Annotated in this window: 19 protein-coding genes; 8 read left to right on the top strand and 11 right to left on the bottom strand. The window is 61.0% G+C overall.

The annotated features are described in order from the left end of the window. Positions 1 to 114: 114 nt before the first annotated feature. Together RXV86_RS02930 and RXV86_RS02925 are read right to left on the bottom strand one after the other, a co-directional pair. Positions 115 to 1,038, bottom strand: a complete 924-nt coding sequence (locus tag RXV86_RS02930; protein WP_316297324.1) for a hypothetical protein — start codon at positions 1,036 to 1,038, stop codon at positions 115 to 117. Further along, positions 1,035 to 1,676 carry a DUF1007 family protein gene (locus tag RXV86_RS02925; protein ID WP_316298426.1) on the bottom strand — a complete coding sequence of 214 codons (642 nt, stop codon included), beginning with the start codon at positions 1,674 to 1,676 and terminating at the stop codon, positions 1,035 to 1,037. Before RXV86_RS02925 ends, RXV86_RS02930 begins: the two co-directional genes overlap by 4 nt. A 95-nt stretch (positions 1,677 to 1,771) precedes the next feature. On the opposite strand from RXV86_RS02925, the gene RXV86_RS02920 reads away from it, so the two are divergent. Then, on the top strand, positions 1,772 to 2,407 hold the full coding sequence (locus RXV86_RS02920) for a TIGR02453 family protein (RefSeq protein WP_316297323.1): 636 nt from the start codon (positions 1,772 to 1,774) through the stop codon (positions 2,405 to 2,407). Between the two features lie 16 nt (positions 2,408 to 2,423). Here RXV86_RS02920 and RXV86_RS02915 read toward each other — a convergent pair whose 3' ends face one another. Further along, the gene (locus RXV86_RS02915) at positions 2,424 to 3,008 is read right to left on the bottom strand and encodes a hypothetical protein (RefSeq protein ID WP_316297321.1); all 585 of its coding nucleotides are present in this window, start codon (positions 3,006 to 3,008) and stop codon (positions 2,424 to 2,426) included. A gap of 214 nt (positions 3,009 to 3,222) precedes the next feature. Next, positions 3,223 to 4,203: a polyphosphate kinase 2 gene (gene ppk2 / locus RXV86_RS02910; RefSeq protein ID WP_316297320.1), complete on the bottom strand. Its 981-nt coding sequence runs from the start codon at positions 4,201 to 4,203 to the stop codon at positions 3,223 to 3,225. A gap of 183 nt (positions 4,204 to 4,386) precedes the next feature. Here ppk2 and RXV86_RS02905 point away from each other — a divergent pair, with 183 nt between their 5' ends. From RXV86_RS02905 to RXV86_RS02895, 3 genes are all read left to right on the top strand, one after another. Continuing rightward, the gene (locus RXV86_RS02905; RefSeq protein WP_316297318.1) at positions 4,387 to 5,280 is read left to right on the top strand and encodes an alpha/beta hydrolase; all 894 of its coding nucleotides are present in this window, start codon (positions 4,387 to 4,389) and stop codon (positions 5,278 to 5,280) included. Positions 5,281 to 5,456: 176 nt separating this feature from the next. Beyond that, complete coding sequence (locus RXV86_RS02900; protein WP_316297316.1) at positions 5,457 to 5,708, top strand: hypothetical protein; 252 nt, start codon at positions 5,457 to 5,459, stop codon at positions 5,706 to 5,708. 106 nt (positions 5,709 to 5,814) lie between these two features. Next, positions 5,815 to 6,237, top strand: a complete 423-nt coding sequence (locus RXV86_RS02895; RefSeq protein WP_316297314.1) for a c-type cytochrome — start codon at positions 5,815 to 5,817, stop codon at positions 6,235 to 6,237. Between the two features lie 43 nt (positions 6,238 to 6,280). On the opposite strand, the gene RXV86_RS02890 is transcribed toward RXV86_RS02895, so the two are convergent. Together RXV86_RS02890 and RXV86_RS02885 are read right to left on the bottom strand one after the other, a co-directional pair. After that, positions 6,281 to 6,889, bottom strand: coding sequence for a peroxidase-related enzyme (locus tag RXV86_RS02890; protein ID WP_316297312.1), 609 nt, complete (start codon positions 6,887 to 6,889; stop codon positions 6,281 to 6,283). Between the two features lie 304 nt (positions 6,890 to 7,193). Continuing rightward, a complete protein-coding gene (locus tag RXV86_RS02885) occupies positions 7,194 to 7,892 on the bottom strand; it encodes a nitroreductase (protein WP_316297310.1) in 699 nt (232 codons plus the stop codon). 356 nt (positions 7,893 to 8,248) lie between these two features. Here RXV86_RS02885 and RXV86_RS02880 point away from each other — a divergent pair, with 356 nt between their 5' ends. The 4 genes from RXV86_RS02880 (at position 8,249) to RXV86_RS02865 (ending at position 12,582) form a co-directional block, all read left to right on the top strand. Further along, positions 8,249 to 8,656: a GFA family protein gene (locus RXV86_RS02880; protein WP_316297309.1), complete on the top strand. Its 408-nt coding sequence runs from the start codon at positions 8,249 to 8,251 to the stop codon at positions 8,654 to 8,656. Between the two features lie 138 nt (positions 8,657 to 8,794). Further along, positions 8,795 to 10,753, top strand: coding sequence for a DNA topoisomerase IV subunit B (parE, locus tag RXV86_RS02875; RefSeq protein ID WP_316297308.1), 1,959 nt, complete (start codon positions 8,795 to 8,797; stop codon positions 10,751 to 10,753). Continuing rightward, on the top strand, positions 10,746 to 11,501 hold the full coding sequence (locus tag RXV86_RS02870; protein WP_316297307.1) for a hypothetical protein: 756 nt from the start codon (positions 10,746 to 10,748) through the stop codon (positions 11,499 to 11,501). The genes parE and RXV86_RS02870 overlap by 8 nt, the downstream gene beginning before the upstream one ends. A 406-nt stretch (positions 11,502 to 11,907) precedes the next feature. Beyond that, a complete protein-coding gene (locus RXV86_RS02865) occupies positions 11,908 to 12,582 on the top strand; it encodes a hypothetical protein (RefSeq protein WP_316297306.1) in 675 nt (224 codons plus the stop codon). Between the two features lie 30 nt (positions 12,583 to 12,612). On the opposite strand, the gene murD is transcribed toward RXV86_RS02865, so the two are convergent. Genes murD through RXV86_RS02840 form a run of 5 tightly spaced genes read right to left on the bottom strand, consistent with a single transcriptional unit; the run spans position 12,613 to position 18,766 of the window. Next, positions 12,613 to 14,010, bottom strand: a complete 1,398-nt coding sequence (gene murD, locus RXV86_RS02860; RefSeq protein ID WP_316297305.1) for a UDP-N-acetylmuramoyl-L-alanine--D-glutamate ligase — start codon at positions 14,008 to 14,010, stop codon at positions 12,613 to 12,615. A 48-nt stretch (positions 14,011 to 14,058) separates the two neighbouring features. Next, entirely contained in the window at positions 14,059 to 14,718 is a 660-nt protein-coding gene (locus tag RXV86_RS02855; RefSeq protein WP_316297304.1) for an SDR family NAD(P)-dependent oxidoreductase, read from the bottom strand. Between the two features lie 56 nt (positions 14,719 to 14,774). Further along, positions 14,775 to 15,857 (bottom strand): phospho-N-acetylmuramoyl-pentapeptide-transferase, encoded by a 1,083-nt coding sequence (gene mraY, locus RXV86_RS02850; protein ID WP_316297302.1) that lies wholly within the window; start codon positions 15,855 to 15,857, stop codon positions 14,775 to 14,777. 3 nt (positions 15,858 to 15,860) lie between these two features. After that, positions 15,861 to 17,285 (bottom strand): UDP-N-acetylmuramoyl-tripeptide--D-alanyl-D-alanine ligase, encoded by a 1,425-nt coding sequence (murF, locus tag RXV86_RS02845; protein WP_316297301.1) that lies wholly within the window; start codon positions 17,283 to 17,285, stop codon positions 15,861 to 15,863. Next, on the bottom strand, positions 17,282 to 18,766 hold the full coding sequence (locus RXV86_RS02840; protein ID WP_316297298.1) for a UDP-N-acetylmuramoyl-L-alanyl-D-glutamate--2,6-diaminopimelate ligase: 1,485 nt from the start codon (positions 18,764 to 18,766) through the stop codon (positions 17,282 to 17,284). Before RXV86_RS02840 ends, murF begins: the two co-directional genes overlap by 4 nt. Positions 18,767 to 18,779: the final 13 nt, after the last annotated feature.

Genomic DNA, 18,779 nt, shown 5'->3' with positions numbered 1-18,779 from the left:
CCTGTACCGCACAATCAGCATGAACGATTAACCTTAATGCGGAGTTAACCCCGCCCCTCTTTCTTTGCGCAAATACTCAAATCCAACCGCGCCACGCTCACCGCCGCCAAAGGCTCACAGCAGCGACAGCGCCGACAGCGCCAATTGCGTTGCCACCACTGCCACCAGCAGCCCGGCCAATAGCTCGATCCCCGCGGCAACCCGCGCCGCCCCCGGCCCGCCCATTACCTGGCCCAGCGCCCCTTCGCGCATCGTGACCGACAACACCGCCACCGTCACGGTCACGCTCGCCGTGCCCAGCCCCATGACAAAGGCCCCCGCAATCCCGGCCAGGTCGATCCCCATCCGCCAGGTCAGGATCAGCAGAAACACCGCTCCGGTGCAGGGCCGGATCGCCACCGAGCCAATCAGGACCGCCGCGTCGCGCAAGGAATGCACATGCGTCGCCTCGTCCAAAGTGATCCCGTGCTTATGGCCACAGGAACAGCTGCCATCCTCATGCGTATGGTGCCCCGGCCCGGAATGCGCCTGCGCCTCGCGCCAGGCCGCCCAAAGCCGCCTTGCACCACGGATCACCAGCCACAGCCCGACCACGGCAATCGCACCGTAGGACACCGGCTCGAGCAACCGATCTGCCGTGTCCACCATCCTTTGCCGTGTCCAGTTGAAGACGAATACCCCGGCATAAACCAGCACGACCGCCGTGGCAGCCTGGGCCAGCGACGACACCAGCGCCAACGAACTCAGCCGCAGCATCGGCACCCGCCGGCCCAGCCCGTAACCACCAATGAGCAGCTTGCCATGCCCCGGCGCGGCCGCGTGAAAGAACCCGTAGGCAAAGCACAGCCACATCAACCCGGCCAGCGCCGCCGCATCGCCGCCGCGCAACCGCCGCAACATCCGCGCCATGGCGTTCTGCACCTCGCGCTGGCCCTCGGCGGCCCAGATCTCGAGCGTGGCAAACCCACCAAAGCCCCACAGCCAGATTGCCAGTCCCAACCCCAGAACCAGCGGCAGCAGCATCAGGCCGCGCGTCATCCGCTGACGCATGACAACTCCACCTTGTCGGCAAAGGCTTCACCCACTTCGGGAAAATTGCCCTCGGGATCGGCCGGTGTGGCATAAAGCGCCTCTTCCACCAGGGTATAGGCCCGATCCAGATCGGCCTGGGTCACTTTCACCTCGCAGCCCTCGGGTGCATCCACCCCTAGGCCAAGGTCATAGGCGGTGTAATAGGTCGGGTCATAGGCCTGCAACAGCCAGGGGTGACCGGGTGCCGCCCCCTCGATCCGACGGTAATGAATACTGGTGATCTTGCCATCCTCGAAACTGGTGCCGCGCCCCTCGGGCGGGCCAAGGGTCAGCTCGGCTTCGCCCTGATGGATGAAAAGGTCCCCGGCATACCCGTCGACCCAGTTCTGGTCGAACCCTTTGAGACGGCTCATCTCGTCTTCGGTCAGTTTGCCGTCATAATCGTGATCAAGCCCTTTGTCCTCCAGCACCAGCAGCGAATAAAGCTCGTCATAGCGCCAGCTCACCTCGATCCCGATCAACCGGCCCGTGTCGTCCAGAACCGGCTTCAGCCCGGTTTCGATAAAGATATGCGGATGCGCGGTCGCCACCGAAGGCAGGGCGACGCAGGCCAGCGTGGCACAGGTTTGCAGGAATCGTTTCATATCCACTGGATACCGCCTCTGCCTGGGTGGCACCATCCGGGGCGCGCGGGCTGCGCGGATTTGCGCTATACTTCGCGAAAGACTGGAGAGTGCATATGAGTTTCGACCGCCTGATCCCCGATACGCTTGATTTCCTGCGCGCGTTGTCCGGCAACAACACCCGCGATTGGTTCAACGCCAACAAAACCACTTATGACAGCCAGCTCAAGGCCCCGGCCCTGCTTCTTCTCGAAGACATGGCCGCCCGCCTGACCCGTCTCACCGGACAGCGCACAATCACCAAACTCTTCCGCCCACATCGCGATGTGCGGTTTTCCAAGGACAAGACACCCTATCACACCCATCTGCACCTGCTCTGGACCTCGGCGGATGGCGGGCAGTGGTTCTTCGGCATCTCACCCGACTATGTCACCGCAGGCGCCGGTCGCATGGGGTTCGATAAAAAGGCGCTGGCCGCATACCGCGCCAACCTGCCCGGCCAGGGCGCGGCACTTCTGTCCGCAGTCACGGCTCTGCTAACCCAAGGCGCCCGCCTGTCTGATCCCGAGTTGAAACGACCTGCCGCGCCGATCACGCCCGATGATCCGCTGGCCGATCTCGCCCGGCGCAAATCGCTTGCGGTGTGGTTTGACTATGAAACTCCGCCCCTCGGCCTGCCGGGACGGTTGGAACAGGACTTCACCCGGCTTTGGCCGCTGCAGCAGGCGCTTTCCTCCGCGCTCGGCACCTGAAAACAGGTCCCGAACCTCAGACCGGAAGCGGCGTCCTGCTGGACGTGCGATGACGTACCGGACGTTTCACCTGCACCTTGGCGGACCTGCCGATCATGTCGCAAATCCCCTCATGCAGGGGGGCAAGCTCGGCTGCCGCGCCCTCCAGAAGGACATAGGGTGCATGACGCCCGCTTTTGCGCAGCATCAATCCCGCCTTGCCCGCCTCGTCTTCAGAGCGTTTAACATAGAGGCTCTCGATCTCATCCAGTGAAAACTCGGTCTTGATCCGGCCGACGTTGTTGCTGTTGACCCGGCCAAAAGCGATCTTGTTTTCTTTCAGGTCAACCTTGACCTGTCGGCAAAATCCGCGTGAACCAAAGGCATAGAAGGCAAGCCCCAGCGCCACTAAACCCGCGGCGGGCATGATCGACCCGCCCATCAACTGCGCGCTCCCCGGACTGATCGCAAAATAGGCAATGACCAACCCGTCGAATATCGCCAGCACACCGGCAAACGTGAACACAAGCTCCATCGCTCGTGGCACCGCCTGGCCACCCTTTGCCTCGCGGGCAATGAGACAGGTCTCATCCTGTCCGGTTTCAACTGTTTTTACCTGCATATACTTGTTACGGAACTTTCCCTTGCGCTTTGGCATTTGGTTCACCTGCTTTTTCCGTGCCCCTCTAAGGGACGCAAAAAAAGGGCAGAAATTGGGGAATTTTCGGTCGCTTTCTTGAAATGCGGCAAACCAAGCGCGCATCACATAAAAAAACGCCACGCACAGGTTGCCCTGCGCGTGGCGCGTTCACGTTGCTCACGTCGGATCAGCCCCCTTAGCTCCTCCGCTGATCCGGGTGCAACGCTGTGCCAAGGATGTGATCTGACCGGTGAATCACATGATTGGCCGACGACACGAGCAGCGGATCAGGCCGCCCGACCACATCAAAGTCCTTACCCGGATAATCCACGCTCGCCAGGAAATGCCGCATGCAGGCCAGGCGCGCGCGCTTCTTGTCGTTGGACTTGACCACCGTCCACGGCGCATCTGCCGTATCGGTGTAAAAGAACATCGCCTCCTTGGCCTCGGTATAATCGTCCCATTTGTCCAGCGACGCCTTGTCGATCGGGCTCAGCTTCCACTGTTTCAACGGGTCCGTCTCGCGGCTGGCAAAGCGGCGGCGTTGTTCGTCCCGGGTGACCGAGAACCAGTACTTGTATAGCCGGATCCCCGAGCGCGTCAGCATCCGTTCGAAATCGGGCGTCTGGCGCATGAACTCAAGGTATTCATGCGGCTCGCAGAAGCTCATCACCCGTTCCACGCCGGCGCGGTTGTACCACGAGCGGTCATAAAGAACGATCTCGCCCTCGGTCGGCAGATGGTTGATGTAACGCTGGAAATACCACTGGCCCTTTTCCTCGTCGGTTGGCTTGTTCAACGCCACGACGCGCGCCGAACGTGGGTTCAGGTGTTCGGTAAATCGCTTGATCGTACCACCCTTGCCGGCTGCGTCACGGCCCTCGAACAGCATGACAAATTTCTGGCCGGTGTCCTGGGTCCAGAGCTGCACTTTCAACAGCTCGGCCTGAAGCGCCGCTTTCTGGCGTTCGTATTCGCCTCTCCCCATCTTGTCCTTGTAGGGGTATTCACCGGTCTCAAACGCACGGCGCGCCTCGTCCGGGGTCACGGCCTTGAGGGGGGCCGTTTCGATCTCGGCTGGGGCTGCGGCGGCCTCCGGATTCTCGGCGGCGGTGGCCGGTTTCCCTGCCGGCTTGGCTGCGGAATTGGTCTGTTTCGTGCTACGGGCTGTTGTCATGTGCGTCTCCTGATAATAGTCACTCGCCCGCCTAGCACGGCCCGGGAATTTTCGCTTTGATCCGCATCAACAAAAACTTCAGTCTTCGCAGTATGAGCGGCATTTTGGCGCAAATTCCGACCTGACGTCACGACATGAACTGGCCCCTTGCCGGGATGTGTCCCACCCTCCTACCCTGACCCCATGCAAAGCCATTTCATCACCCTTGCGGGACAGCGGTTTCACTATCTGACTTGGGGCGATCCTTCGTTGCCGCCGCTCCTGATGCTGCATGGCTTCCCCGAGTATTCTGCAGCATTTGCCGATCTCGCCCCCCTGCTGTCGGATCACTTCCACGTCATCGCCCCGGATCAGCGCGGCTATGGCCAAAGCTGGGCGCCGCCCGAAGTGGTTGATTACACTGCGGGCAAGCTGATCGGCGACATGGCCGCCCTGATGGCCGCCCTGGATCTTGGCCCCTGCTGCGTGCTGGGTCATGACTGGGGCGCGGCGGTGGCCTATGGCCTGGCCATGACACAACCCGATCTGGTGTCGCGCCTGATCATCGTCAACGGCGTCCACCCCGCCCCGTTCCAACGGGAACTGGCTGCTGGCAGCGCACAGTCAGAAGCGTCGCAATATATCGAGTTCCTGCGCCGCCCGGACGCCGAAGACATCCTCTCGGCCAATGGTTTCGAGCGGTTGATGTCGCTGTTCTCCGCCAAGATGAGCCTTGACTGGATGACCCCGGACATCCGCGCCGCCTATCTGCACGAATGGTCCCGCCCCGGGCGCCTGCGGGGCATGATTAACTGGTATCGCGCCTCGCCGCTGGCTGTGGCGCGACCGGGAGAACCTATTGATCCACCGTTGGAATTCCCGCCCTCGCGCTTCACTGTGCCACAACCTCACCTGCTGATCTGGGCCGATGGAGACACCGCGCTTTTGCCCGAAACCACCCATGGGCTCGAGGCGTATACCCCGCAGCTCACCCGCGTCACCATCGCCGAAGCGGACCACTGGGTCTGTCACCAGAAACCGGGGGCGGTGGCCCAGGCGATCCTTGCCTGGTTTGGCAAACGTGACCACGAGAAATGAAAATGCATATCCCAAGCATGAAAACCCTCTTGTCTTATCTTTCCGCCCTGCCCCTTATATTCGCCCCAATCGGAGCGTCATCTGCGGAACCGTTCAATTGCGTTGTTGAAGATGTCATTGGATTTAGTGACGACGAGAGCTTCAAGTGAATAAACCGGCAAAAAGAATTCACTCTGGTGATCGGTGAAACCGAAGTCACAACCTTCGTAACAATCAAAGGTTCCAACGATTACCGAAACAGCTACGCGATCACGGCGGAAACAGCTATTGATACGGTGGCAATTGGCTATGGGCTCACCACAGCCGATACGTTAGTCATTCCATTGAATCCAAGCCAAACGATCAAGCGCAAAGGCTATTTCAATGCCACGATCACAGTGCAGGCGAGCTTGTTACTTAATGCCTGGCTTCTTCGCTGTACCAAGTAGGTTTTGACGGGCATCAAGGCATTTTTCCCCGAAAACCGCGATAATGACACCGTGGTTAACCAGTGATCACAGGGTTTTGCAAAGCAGTTTGTTTGGAGGAGGAAAAATGTTTTCGAAAATGATCACACCGCTTGCCGCAATCTCGCTCTGCCTGCTCGGATCGGCCGCAATTGCCGAAACCGCAGGGGAAGCCGAGTTCCGCAATTCCTGCGCCGTCTGCCACGGCCTTGACGGAACCGGAAACGGCCCGCTGTCCAGCGTGATGAAAACAGCCGCGCCCGACCTGACCCAACTGACCGTGAACGCCGACGGCTCGTTCCCGATGCTTCACGTCGTTCGGGTGATTGACGGACGGACCGGCGTCGGCGCACATGGCAGCGCCATGCCCGATTGGGCCGGTGGCATGCCGGTCTGGGGCGACCGCTTCATGACCGAAGCCGGCGATCAGTACGGGACCTATGGCAAAGAACTCTTTGTCCGTGGACGTGTCATGGTGCTTGCCGACTATATCGAGTCGATCCAGAAATAGCGGCGCAAATCACGCGCGGCGGCCCCGGTCGTCGCGCAACCTGCTAACGATGTGACCAATCATCCGGATCATCCGAATTGTTCGGGCTCAACCCGATGATGTCACCTTGGGTATTCACCCCCAAGCCCAGAACCGTGCGATTGGCGTAAGAGAAATAGGCGCTGACCTGGTTGATCTCCAAAATCTCGCCATCGTCAAACCCGGCCTCGCGCAGCGCCGCGATGTCGCCCACGCCCAATCTTGCCGGGGCGTCGGTCAGCACGCGGGCATATGCCATCGCCGCAACCTCGCGCGCGTCCAACGGAGCCTGTGCCATATCCCGTTTCTCGATCGCTGCGCGCAGCGCCTCGGCACGTGTATCGTCGGCCAACAACCGTTTCATCCCGGCAAAATGATGCTCGACACAATAGGCGCAATCATTCAGCGAACTGACCCAGACGCCGAGGCATTCCAGAAACCACTTGGGCAGCGTGTTGCCGCTGTGATGCAGCACGTATTTGTAGATCGCCATGTGGCCTTCCATCGAATGTGGCCGCAACGAATGTGCCATCATGATGTTGTCCACGTTGTCATCCGGACCTTTCACCCGGTCATACAGCTTCTTCAGCTTGCCCTTGGCGGCCGCATAGGGCACCACGTCGATCCAGCTCATGGGCCATCCCTTTCCTTGCTGTTCAGGGCACAGCCTGTCACGTCCAAGTGCCGGGGTCATGCGGTTTCTGCCCGCCGTGATGCCATTGGAAAGTCCGGTGGCAAGACTTTTGCGGGGAGCAAACGATGCTTTTACGAAGGCCGGACTTGGCCTCAAGCGGTCATTCCAACACCCCGGTCCACCTCTTCCTCTTGCCAGAAATATCCCGGGGGGTCTGGGGGGCTGGCCCCCCAGCCGGTCGGATTGCGTAAGCAATTCGAAAGTCAGCTCCAGGCCAATAGCGGACAAAAACCACTTTAACTGCCTAACCCTGCGAGTCCGCCGCCTCTCCAAACCCAACGAAACGCGCCGTGTTCTCAACCGGCCTGCGCCGTGACTTCACGCTATTGGCCGCAAAACTCTCATCCGGCCAGCCCAGCGCCACGCAGGTCAGGATCACTTCATCCTCGGGTATCCCTGCATGTTCGCGCACCACCGGCGACTGCATGATCCCCTGCCCGTTGATCACCGCGCCCAGGCCGCGATCCCACGCCGCCAGAACCAAGCCATAGGTCACTGCACCCAGGTCGAAATGCGCAATCGTTCCATTGTCTTCCAACGACCGGTCGAACGTCACCACCACCGACACCGGCGCATCGAACTGGCGAAACCCGCGCATCACCCAATCCTGCCGCTTTTCCTTGTCATGGCGCTCGATCCCCATCGCCTCGAACAACTGCACCGCGATCTCGATCTGGCGCTCGCGATGCACCCCGTCATAGGCCCCATGATCCTTGATCTCGCGTTGCGGCGGGATCCCTCCCAGCATCCGCTCGCAATTGCCCTGCCGCACCTTCTCCAGCACCTCGCCGGTCAGGACGTGAAAATGCCACGGCTGGGTGTTCATCGACGACGGCGCCCGGTTGGCCAGCGCAATGATCTCTTCCAAAAGCTCTTTTGGCACCGGCTTGTCGGTAAAGCCCCGGATGCTGCGCCGCTCCAGCATCGCCTGTGATACTTCCATAATTCTGCCCTTTCGTCGCTTCAGGGCAGTTACCCATGATCGGGTGCCGGGGTCACATGTTTCCTTGCGTCAGATGTGACTCAGAACCACTCCCACCTCTTGCGAGTGGTCTGTCGCCTGCTTCGGCTACTCCCGCTCAGCAGTCATTCTACCCCGTGTTGGTTGCACGGTATCGGGAGGGAGCACGCGGTTCCCCGTTCAAGTTGTGGTTATCAACAGCAGTGAGCGCACCAACGAAGGTTGGCGTCAGCTTCAATGCTGGAACCCAGTCGTTCAATCCTTTGCTCTGACCTTGATGATTATCGCCATTGCCCTAGTGTCGTCATGGCAATGTTGCGAAACGCGAAAGGAACCCAATGACAAAGCTTACCGGACAATGCCTCTGTGGCGACATCTCATTCGAAGCCGATGGTGATGTGCCAGTCATGGCGAACTGCCACTGTACCGCGTGCCGACATTCCACGGGGAGCGCCTATGCCACACTGATGTTCATGAAACAGGACGATGTGAAGATCACCGGCACGCCAAAAACCTTCCAGCACAGCTCGGATGCCGGCAGCACAATGACCAAGCATTTCTGCAGCAATTGTGGAACACCGCTGTTCACGCAGAATTCTTCCCGCGAAGGCATGCTCGGCATACGCGCCGGTGTCATCAACGAACACGAAGAGTTCGCCCCGAAGGTAAATGTCTACACGTCGAGCAAGATGAAAGCGACCGTCCTCGAAGACGGAATTCCGGCCTTCGAGAAAATGCCGGGCTAAGCACGGTCAGCCTCCAGAGGAAATCAGTGCTCTGGAGGTTCCACAGCCTCTTGCCGCCCCGAAACAGACCAACAGGCATCTTCCCCCACCCGCCCCCCTCTGCCATAATGACGCCAACCAAGACAAAAAGAGCAGCATATGGCCGACGATCTTCTCTCCCCCGCCCACGGCGGTGACTACAACGCCGACAGCATCGAAGTCCTCGAAGGCCTCGAACCTGTCCGCAAACGCCCCGGCATGTATATCGGTGGCACCGACGAGCGCGCGCTGCATCACCTCGTCGCCGAAGTGCTCGACAACTCCATGGACGAGGCCGTCGCCGGTTTCGCCAACCGGATCGAGGTCGAGCTGCACGAGGATTATTCGATCACCATCCGCGACAACGGTCGTGGCATCCCCGTAGACCCGCACCCGAAATTCCCCGACAAGTCCGCTTTGGAAGTCATCCTCTGCACCCTGCATGCGGGCGGCAAGTTCTCCGGCAAGGCCTATCAGACCTCTGGCGGTCTGCATGGCGTCGGCGCCTCGGTGGTCAACGCCCTCAGCGACTCGATGGTCGTCCAGGTCGCCCGCAACAAGGAAGTCTACGAGCAACGCTTCTCGCGCGGCCTGCCCCTTGGCCCGGTCGAGAAAGTCGGCACCGCCCCCAACCGGCGCGGCACCACCGTCACCTTCCATGCCGACGACCAAATCTTCGGCAAGCACCGGTTCAAACCCGCCCGCCTGTTCAAATCCATACGCTCCAAGGCCTACCTCTTCTCCGGCGTCGAAATCCGCTGGAAATCCGCCATCGACGACGGCGAGACGCCAACCGAGGCCACCTTCCACTTCCCCGGCGGCCTGTCGGATTACCTGCGCGAAACCCTCGGCGCCGCCTCCACCTACGCCGAAGCCCCCTTCGCCGGCGCCGTCGACTTCAAGGAAAAATTCGGCACCCCGGGCAAGGTCGAATGGGCGATCAACTGGACGCCTTCAAGGGATGGCTTCATCCAGTCCTACTGTAACACCGTCCCCACCCCCGAGGGCGGCACCCATGTCGCCGGGTTCTGGGCCGCGATCCTCAAGGGCATCAAGGCTTACGGCGAGCTTGCCTCGAACCGCAAGGCCGCCCAGATCACCCGCGATGACCTCACCTCCGGCGGCTGCGCCCTCGTGTCCTGCTTCATCTCCGAACCCGAATTTGTCGGCCAGACCAAGGACCGCCTCGCCACCGTCGAGGCCCAACGCCTGGTCGAAAACTCGGTGCGCGACCATTTCGACCACTGGCTGGCGTCCAACACCAGATCCGCCGGCGCGATCCTCGATTTCCTCGTGCTGCGCGCCGAGGAACGCCTGCGCCGCCGCCAGGAAAAGGAAACCGCCCGTAAATCGGCGACCAAACGCCTGCGCCTGCCCGGCAAGCTCACCGATTGCTCCAACTCCGACCGCGCCGGTACCGAATTGTTCATCGTCGAGGGTGATAGCGCCGGTGGCTCCGGCAAGGGCGCGCGCAACCGCAAAACCCAGGCGCTGCTGCCGCTCAAGGGCAAGATCCTCAACGTGCTGGGCGCGGCCAGCTCAAAACTAGGCTCCAACGCCGAAATCTCCGACCTCTGCGAAAGCCTCGGCTGCGGCATGGGCACCAAGTTCAACCTCGATGATCTGCGCTATGAAAAGATCATCATCATGACCGATGCGGATGTCGACGGCGCCCATATCGCCGCCCTGTTGATGACCTTCTTCTTCACCCAGATGCGCCCGCTGATCGACCACGGCCACCTCTACCTCGCCTGCCCGCCCCTCTACCGCCTGACCCAGGGCGCAAAACGCGTCTACGTCACCTCGGACGCGGAAAAGGACGAGGTCATGGCAAAGGGCCTTGGCGGCAAGGGCAAGATCGACGTGCAACGCTTCAAAGGTCTGGGCGAGATGGACGCCAAGGACCTCAAGGAAACCACCATGGACCCCGCCACCCGCACCCTGATCCGCGTCACCATAGACGAGGACGAACCCGGCGAAACCGGCGACCTTGTGGAACGCCTGATGGGCAAGAAACCCGAGCTGCGGTTCCAGTACATTCAGGAGAACGCCCGGTTCGTGGAGGAGTTGGATGTTTGAGTGGATAAAGCTCAGATGGTCGGTGTTCTCGTACAATTTCACATGGGATGACTATTCAGAGTTCCTAAACGGGTACGCCGCTAAAGCTTCGTTTCTGGTGCCAATAATTGGGTACGCCGTTCTCTTTAACGACTACGTTACCGATCATTTGGAGTTTGAAAACCTCACAAACGAAGTAAAAACTACCTTTTTCCTCGATTCTGAAAGCCGAGTCCGGTTCATTTTCTTCGGCTTTTTACTCCTTGCCGCGGCAAACACTTTCTATCGGATATTTAGACCGTACGCGATCAAAGTTTCCGAAACTAGCCAAGGCTACGCAGACTATTTCTTGAAATACGGGACGGCTGGAACTTTCCTTCGCCTACATCAGGAAATCCACCATTCCAAATTTGATCCGCTGACCATAGACGGGAAGTATTACACGGATGATTGGGACTTGTTTTGGCAAGAAGCTTCTTGGGCAGGCAGCGGGAAAAACGAACTAATTAAGGAAGATAGAAATCAAAAACTTGTAGGGTACGATCGTGTGAATTTTAGTGAAGCCAAAAAAAGGCACGAAAATGTACTCCTTTCAATCTTACGCGAAACCTATTTCAGGGAGAGCCGAAAGCGCCGACCATTACTCGTCATCTGCCTAACATTTGCGACAGTTGGCTACTTGCTTCTATTAATACCTAGTATAGATTTGCTTTTGCGGGTTCTACAGCTCACCATCTGGGACCCGTTGATACCATACTTAACATGGTAAAAGGACCGCCTAGCTTGTCAGCCCCATCCTATTCTCAGCTGAATAACTAGCACACCCGGATCGCTTGCGAACCGGTTCGCGCCCGACCCCGCCCCCCAGGGCGGGCGCGAAATGCCGGGAGCGTCGCCCCATCCGACACCCGATCAACCAGACACCCCCCAGCGCCAAACAGACCCACGCCCACCCTCGTGGCCGGGCGCGACCCTCTGTTGCCCGCCACGTAGGCCGGGGTTCAGCCCGGCACCACCGCACACCCCCTTAACCCATTCCCTACCCAAACCCTGCCCCACCGAACGCCCGACAGATAGCCGACAGGAAGCAGACGGATACCAGCCTGTTAATTTTCGGTTAAATCCCCCCATTAACCCCCTCGCACGATGCCGCAACTCCCCATAAACTCCCACCCATGCGAGTCACCCTCTTCCTCACCCTTCTGCTGCTCTCCGCCTGCGCCCGCCCGCTCACCCCGGGCGAAAAATCCTTTGCGCATCAGCTCTTTAGCGAGACCATCACCACCGACCGCATCCGTTTCAACGACGGCGCGATCATCGGCAAGGTCACCTATAAACGCCAAAAACGCCCGCGCCTCGCCTGTCGCGAGCGGATCTGGCCCGAACCCACGAGTGAAACCATCACCGTCGGCCCCGCCGCAGTGGCGATTCACAACAAGGTTTTCTACGCTAAACCCTATTTTTCAAAGGATTATTTGCATGGCTACCCGGAGAGTATGTACCTCTTCGCCGCCATGCTGTTCGCCCACGAACTGACCCATGTCTGGCAATGGCAGAACCGCGAGATCACCGGATATACCCCGATCAAATCCGCCAATGAGCACGAATGGGGCGAAGACCCCTATCTCTATGATATCAATACGAAAACCAAGTTCCTCGACTATGCCTATGAACAGCAGGCCAGCATCGTCGAGGAATATGTCTGCTGCACCGCGCTCGACCCGCAGGCGCCCCGCACCAAGCGACTGGAATCCCTGTTGAAATCGGCCTTCCCGCTGGGCAAGCTGCGCATCCCCAAGGACATCACCATCCCTTGGGATGGCGCCCAGACCAAGGGCATTTGCCAGTAGCCGTAGGGTGGGATTTCATCCCACCACCGCTCACAACAGCTTGTGCACTTCCTCCATGAAATGTTCACCGCGTTTTTCAAAGCTGTCATACTGGTCGAACGACGCCGCCGCCGGGGCCAAGAGCACAACCTCCCCTGCCTGCGCCTCCTCGGATGCCCGGGCCACGGCCGTCGCCATATCCCCGCAGACCTCGGCCTCAACCCCTTGCAATTGCAGGGCAAACCCGGCCGCCTCGCGGCCGATGACATAGGCTTTCTCAACCGATCCAGCGGCCTCAAGAAGCCCGGAAACCCCGCCTTCCTTCTCCAGCCCGCCACAGATCCAACGCACCTTGTCAAACGCCTGCAAGGCCTTCACCGCCGCCTCGACATTGGTGGCCTTGGAATCATTCACGAACCGCACACCGTCCTTCTCACCCACCAGCTGCGAGCGATGCGGCAGCCCGCCAAAGCTCTGGAATCCCTGCTCAATCTCGCGCGGCGCCAGCCCCAGTGAGCGGCACACCGCGTAGGCGCAGCAGGCATTCTGGTGGTTGTGCGACCCCGGCAAGCCCGCCACAGAGCGCAGGTCAATCGAGCCCACCTGCCGCCCCTTGCGGTACTCCGACAGAAACCCTTTCTTGGCAAACACATGCCATCCCGGCCCCGACAGCTTGCGTTCCACCGATACGTCGATCACCCGGTCGTCGGATTTACCTTCCGCTAACTGGTTTGCCAGATACTGCCCCTCGATCTCGTCCACGCCGATCACGGCGCGATCCGGTCCACCCTCGGCGAACAGCCGGCGCTTGGCGGCGAAATACCCGCCCATGCCGCCGTGTCGGTCCAGGTGATCGGGCGAAAGATTGGTGAATACAGCGACGTCCGGCGTCAGACTGCGCGCCAGGTCGGTCTGGTAGGACGACAGTTCAAGAACCACGACCCCGCCATCGCCCGGCGGGTCGATATCAAGCACGCCACGGCCAATATTCCCGGCCAATTGGCTGTCACGCCCGGCCTCTTCCAACACGTGGTGGATCAGCGCCGAGGTGGTCGATTTCCCGTTCGACCCGGTCACCGCCACCACCCGGGGCATCACGTCGAAATGGTCCCATTCGCGGCCTCCGAGAGACCGGAAGAACAACCCGATGTCATTGTCCACCGGCACACCCGCCGCCCAGGCCGCGGCAATCACCCGGTTGGGCTCAGGGTAAAGATGCGGAATTCCGGGGCTGACGATCAGTGACGACACCCCCTCGCACGCCCCCGGCTTCATCAGGTCAACACATTGAAACCCTTCACCTTCCGCCGCCTCGCGCGCCTGGACATTGTCGTCCCAGCACGCCACGTCGGCCCCGCCCGCGCGCAAGGCCCGCGCCGCCGACAATCCCGACCGGCCAAGGCCCAACACGACCAGCCTTGCCCCTTCAACACCTCTCACAGGGATCATGCGCAACTCCTTTGCTTGACCCAAAGGGCTAGCGCAAATCGCCGCACCTCACCAGTCCAATGGCGTTTGATCGCGGAAGAAACCGCCCGTCGGCCCGTCCTCGGGCAGGGCTGCAAGCCACAACGCGGTTTCCGCGCCCTCCTCGGGACTGCGGCTGGCCCCGGTGCCGCCCATCCGGGTGCGGACCCAGCCCGGGCACATGGCGTTGACCTTGACACAGCTGGGCAATTCGCGGGCCACCGTCACCGTCAGCGCATTCAACGCCGCCTTGGCCACGCCATAGGCGCCCGGCCCGCCCAGCCCTTCGGAAAAACTGCCCCAGTCAGACGAGACATTGACGATCCGCCCATATCGCAACTGTGCCATGCGCGGGCTTAAAAGCCGGATCAACTCGTAGGGCGCCTGCACCATCACCGCCATGGACGAGGCAAAATCACCCGGGTTGGACAGCATCGGTCGCTCAAACAGCACCCCGGCATTGTTGATCAGGATGTCAAAGCCGGTGATCCCCTCCAGCCCTGCCGCGATGGTCTCGGGACGGTCGAGGTCAAGCACAACATGGGTCGCCCCGATATCGGCGGCCACTTTGGCCCCCTTGGCGCCATCGCGCGCACCGATCACCACGTCATGGCCACGTCGCACCAGCCCAGCCGCAACGGCCCTGCCGATGCCTCGATTTCCGCCTGTCACCAACGCCCTGCGTGCCATGTGAGTTCCCCCAGTGAGTTCCCCCAGCGAGACCGCCCGTAAAGGCGGAAGCGCGACTACCGAACCTTCAGCGTCGCCAGCCCGATCATGGCGAGGATCAGCGAGATGATCCAGAACCGGATCACGATCTGCGGCTCGGCCCAGCCCTTTTTCTCGTAATGGTGATGGATCGGCGCCATCAGGAACACCCGCTTGCCGGTACGTTTGAAATACAGCACCTGGATGATCACGCTCAGCGCCTCAACCACGAAAAGCCCACCGACAATGGCCAGAACGATCTCGTGCTTGGTCGCCACCGCAATCGCGCCCAGTGCGCCACCCAGCGCCAGCGACCCGGTGTCACCCATGAACACTGCCGCCGGCGGCGCGTTGTACCACAAAAAGCCAAGGCCGCCGCCAAAGATACCAGCGGTAAAGATCAGGATCTCACCGGTGCCCGGCACGTAATGCACGTCCAGATATTCGGTAAAGTCGACCCGGCCCACCGCATAGGCAATCACACCCAGCGTCCCGGCGGCAATCATCACCGGCATGATCGCCAGCCCGTCCAGACCATCGGTCAGGTTCACCGCATTGGCGGCCCCGACGATGACAATGATCCCGAAGGGGATGAACAGGTACCCGAAATTGATCAGCGTGTCCTTGAACACCGGCAGCGCCACTTTGTATTGCAACGCCTCCGGGTGGTACATCGTGGCCCAGTAGGCGGCGATGCCCGAGATCAGAAATCCCAGTAATAGCCGTATCTTACCGGACACGCCTGCGGTGGTCTGCTTGCTCACCTTGGCATAGTCATCGGCGAACCCGATGGCGGCAAAAGACATGGTCACAAACAGCACCAACCAGACAAACGGATTATCCAGCCGCGCCCAGAGAAGCGTCGAGGTCAGAAGCGCGCCAACGATCAGCAGCCCGCCCATGGTCGGCGTGCCCGCCTTCTCGAAATGTCCCTCGGGGCCATCGTCGCGAATCGGTTGTCCCTTGCCCTGGCGCTTGCGCAACACGTTGATCAGCGGCGGCCCGAACAGAAACCCAAAGAGCAGCGCCGTCAGGAACGCCCCCCCGGCCCGGAAGGTGATATAGCGGAAGAGGTTAAAGAAATCCCCGCCATCGCTGAGTGCCGTCAACCAATACAACATGCGTTACGCGTCCCCATCATTGTTCCGGGCCGGATGGCCCATTTTTCGGATCGCGTCAACGACAAGGCTGACTTTTGACCCGAGCGAACCTTTGACCAAGACAATGTCGCCAGCACGAACAAGCTGTTGAACACGCCTCACCATCTCGTCGGCAGTCTCGACCCACTCGCCACGTCTTACTGGATCAAGCGCATCGAACAGGTGCCGCATGCGCGGTCCAACACAATGCACCGCATCAATGGATGCCATCCAGGCTAAAGTGGCCATTCCTGCGTGGTCTTCCGCCTCGGTCGGTCCTAACTCCAGCATATCACCCAGAATCGCCACGCGTCGGCCAGTTTTCGGGTCTTGCGGTGTCGCGGCGGCCAGAACCTCAAGAGAAGCCGCCATCGAAGTCGGGTTTGCATTATAGGCATCATCCACCAGCTGCAGCTCTGCTCTTACTGCATCATCCAGCACGATCCGCTCGCGTGCACCCCGCCCCGCAGGCGGCTGCCAATGGGCCAGATCGGTGGCCGCAATGTCGCGATCCGCGCCCAGTGCCTCGGCCACGGCCAGCACCCCCAACCCGTTCATCGCGAAATGCCGCCCGGCGGTGGAAATCTTGTAGAGGATCGACATATCCCCCACCTGTGCCTCGCAAATCGTGGTCTCATCGACCAACGATACCCGCTCCAGCCGGTAGTCCTCGGCGGCCTCGCCAAACATCACTTTCACCGCACCCACCGCATCCGCTTTGCTGGTCAGGATCGGCGTCGTCCCCAGATCCGCGTTCAGAACCGCAGTCCCACCGGGCTCCAGCCCGTCCAGAATTGCCGCCTTCTCATGGGCAATCCCTTCAATGCTTTCAAAGGCTTCCATATGGGCCGGCGCCACGGTGGTGATCATCGCCACATGCGGCCGCGCCATCCTTGCCAAAGGGGCAATCTCGCCGGGGTGGTTCATGCCGATCTCAATCACGGCATACTCCGTATCCACCGGCATCCGCGCCAATGTCAGCGGCACACCCCATTGGTTATTGTATGAGGCCTCCGCCGCATGGCATCGGCCCTGCCGCTTCAATACCTCGCGCAGCATCTCCTTGGTCGAGGTCTTCCCGACCGACCCGGTCACGGCAACAACCCGTGCATCCGTCCGTGCCCGTGCCGCGCGGCCCATTGCCTCCAGCGCCGCCAACACATCATCCACGATCAACAGCGGCGCATCCTCGGCCACGCCCTCGGGCACTCGGGACACCAAAGCCGCCGCTGCCCCCTTGTCCAACGCCTGCGCAACGAAATCATGGCCATCGCGCGCCGCCTTCAACGCCACGAAGAGGTCGCCGGCCTTGATCGTGCGGGTATCAATCGACACGCCATCCACAACCCATTCACCCACCGCACGTCCACCTGTGGCCTCCGCGGCCTCGGCGCTGGTCCACAAGCTCATGCCAGCCCCCCTTCCAGCGCCGCCACCGCCACGCTGGCCTGTTCCACGTCATCAAACGGCAGCACATCGTCGCCCACGATCTGCCCGGTCTCGTGACCCTTGCCCGCAATCAACAGCGCATCGCCGGGTTGCAGCAAATCAACCCCGCGCAGGATGGCCTCGGCCCGGTCTCCCACCTCGTTGGCCTCGGGGCAGCCTTCCATCACAGCCGCCCGGATCAGGCCTGGGTCCTCGCCCCTCGGATTGTCATCCGTCACGATCACCACGTCGGCGTTCTCGGCCGCCGCACGCCCCATCAAGGGCCGCTTCCCGGCATCCCTGTCGCCGCCGGCACCGACAATGGCAATGATCCGCCCCGGCACGTGGGGACGCATCGCCTTCAACGCCGTCTCCACCGCGTCCGGCGTATGGGCGTAATCCACGAAAACCGCCGCACCGTTACCGCGCTGCGCTGCCAGTTCCATCCGCCCGCGCACGCCACCCATGTGTTCCAGCGTCTCGAACACCCGCTCGGGCTCTTCTCCGCAGGCAATCACCAGCCCGGCAGCCAGCAGCACGTTCTCGGCCTGGAACCCGCCTATGAGCGGAAGATAGGCGCGGAACCCCTTCTGTTTCCACGAGAAAAACACTTCCTGCCCGGTCGCATCGAATCTTTGCGCGGTCAGATGAATATCCGAGCCCTCGGTCCGCCCCACGGCCATAACCTGCTGGCCCCGACCCCCGGCAATTGCCGCCATGTCCGGGCCACGCGGATCATCGATATTGATAACCGCCACGCCCTCATCGGGCAGCACCCGACGAAAAAGCCCCGCCTTGGCGTCGAAATACTCGTCAAAACTGTCGTGATAATCCAGATGATCCTGGGTGAAGTTGGTGAACCCGGCGGCCATGAGGTGCACCCCATCGAGCCGCCTTTGTGCGAGCCCATGCGAAGACGCCTCCATCGCCGCATGGGTCACGCCGTTTTCCACCGCTTCGGCCAGAACCCGATGCAGCGTGATCGGTTCGGGTGTGGTATGGGCCAGCGGCGCGCTCCACGCCCCCTCAACCCCCGTGGTTCCAAGATTGATCGCCTCATGTTCCAGCTCGGCCCAGATCATCCGGGCAAAACTGGCAACAGATGTCTTGCCGTTGGTCCCCGTCACCGCGATCATCGTCCTGGGCTGCGCCCCGAACCACAATGCGGCGGTATAGGCCAGCACCTGACGCGGATCTTCGCTCACGACCAGCGCCGCGTCACTCGCGGCCAACTCTTTCTCGGCAATCTGCGCACCTGTCGCATCGGTCAGAATCGCCCCCGCCCCCATGCGCAGCGCGTATTGGATGAACTCGCCACCATGTACCCGCGTGCCGGGCAAAGCGGCAAAGAGATAGCCGTCCTTGACCTCGCGGCTATCCACCGCCAGCCCGGTTACTATCGCGTCCCGGCCAGCGAAGGCGGTCAGGCCCAATTCGCTCAGCGTTTTCGCCCGATCGCCCATCTGCCCACCTGCC

This window comes from Aliisedimentitalea sp. MJ-SS2, assembly GCF_032586155.1.
Lineage (GTDB): Bacteria > Pseudomonadota > Alphaproteobacteria > Rhodobacterales > Rhodobacteraceae > JAWHTC01.
This window is presented reverse-complemented; position numbering and strand designations above follow the sequence as displayed.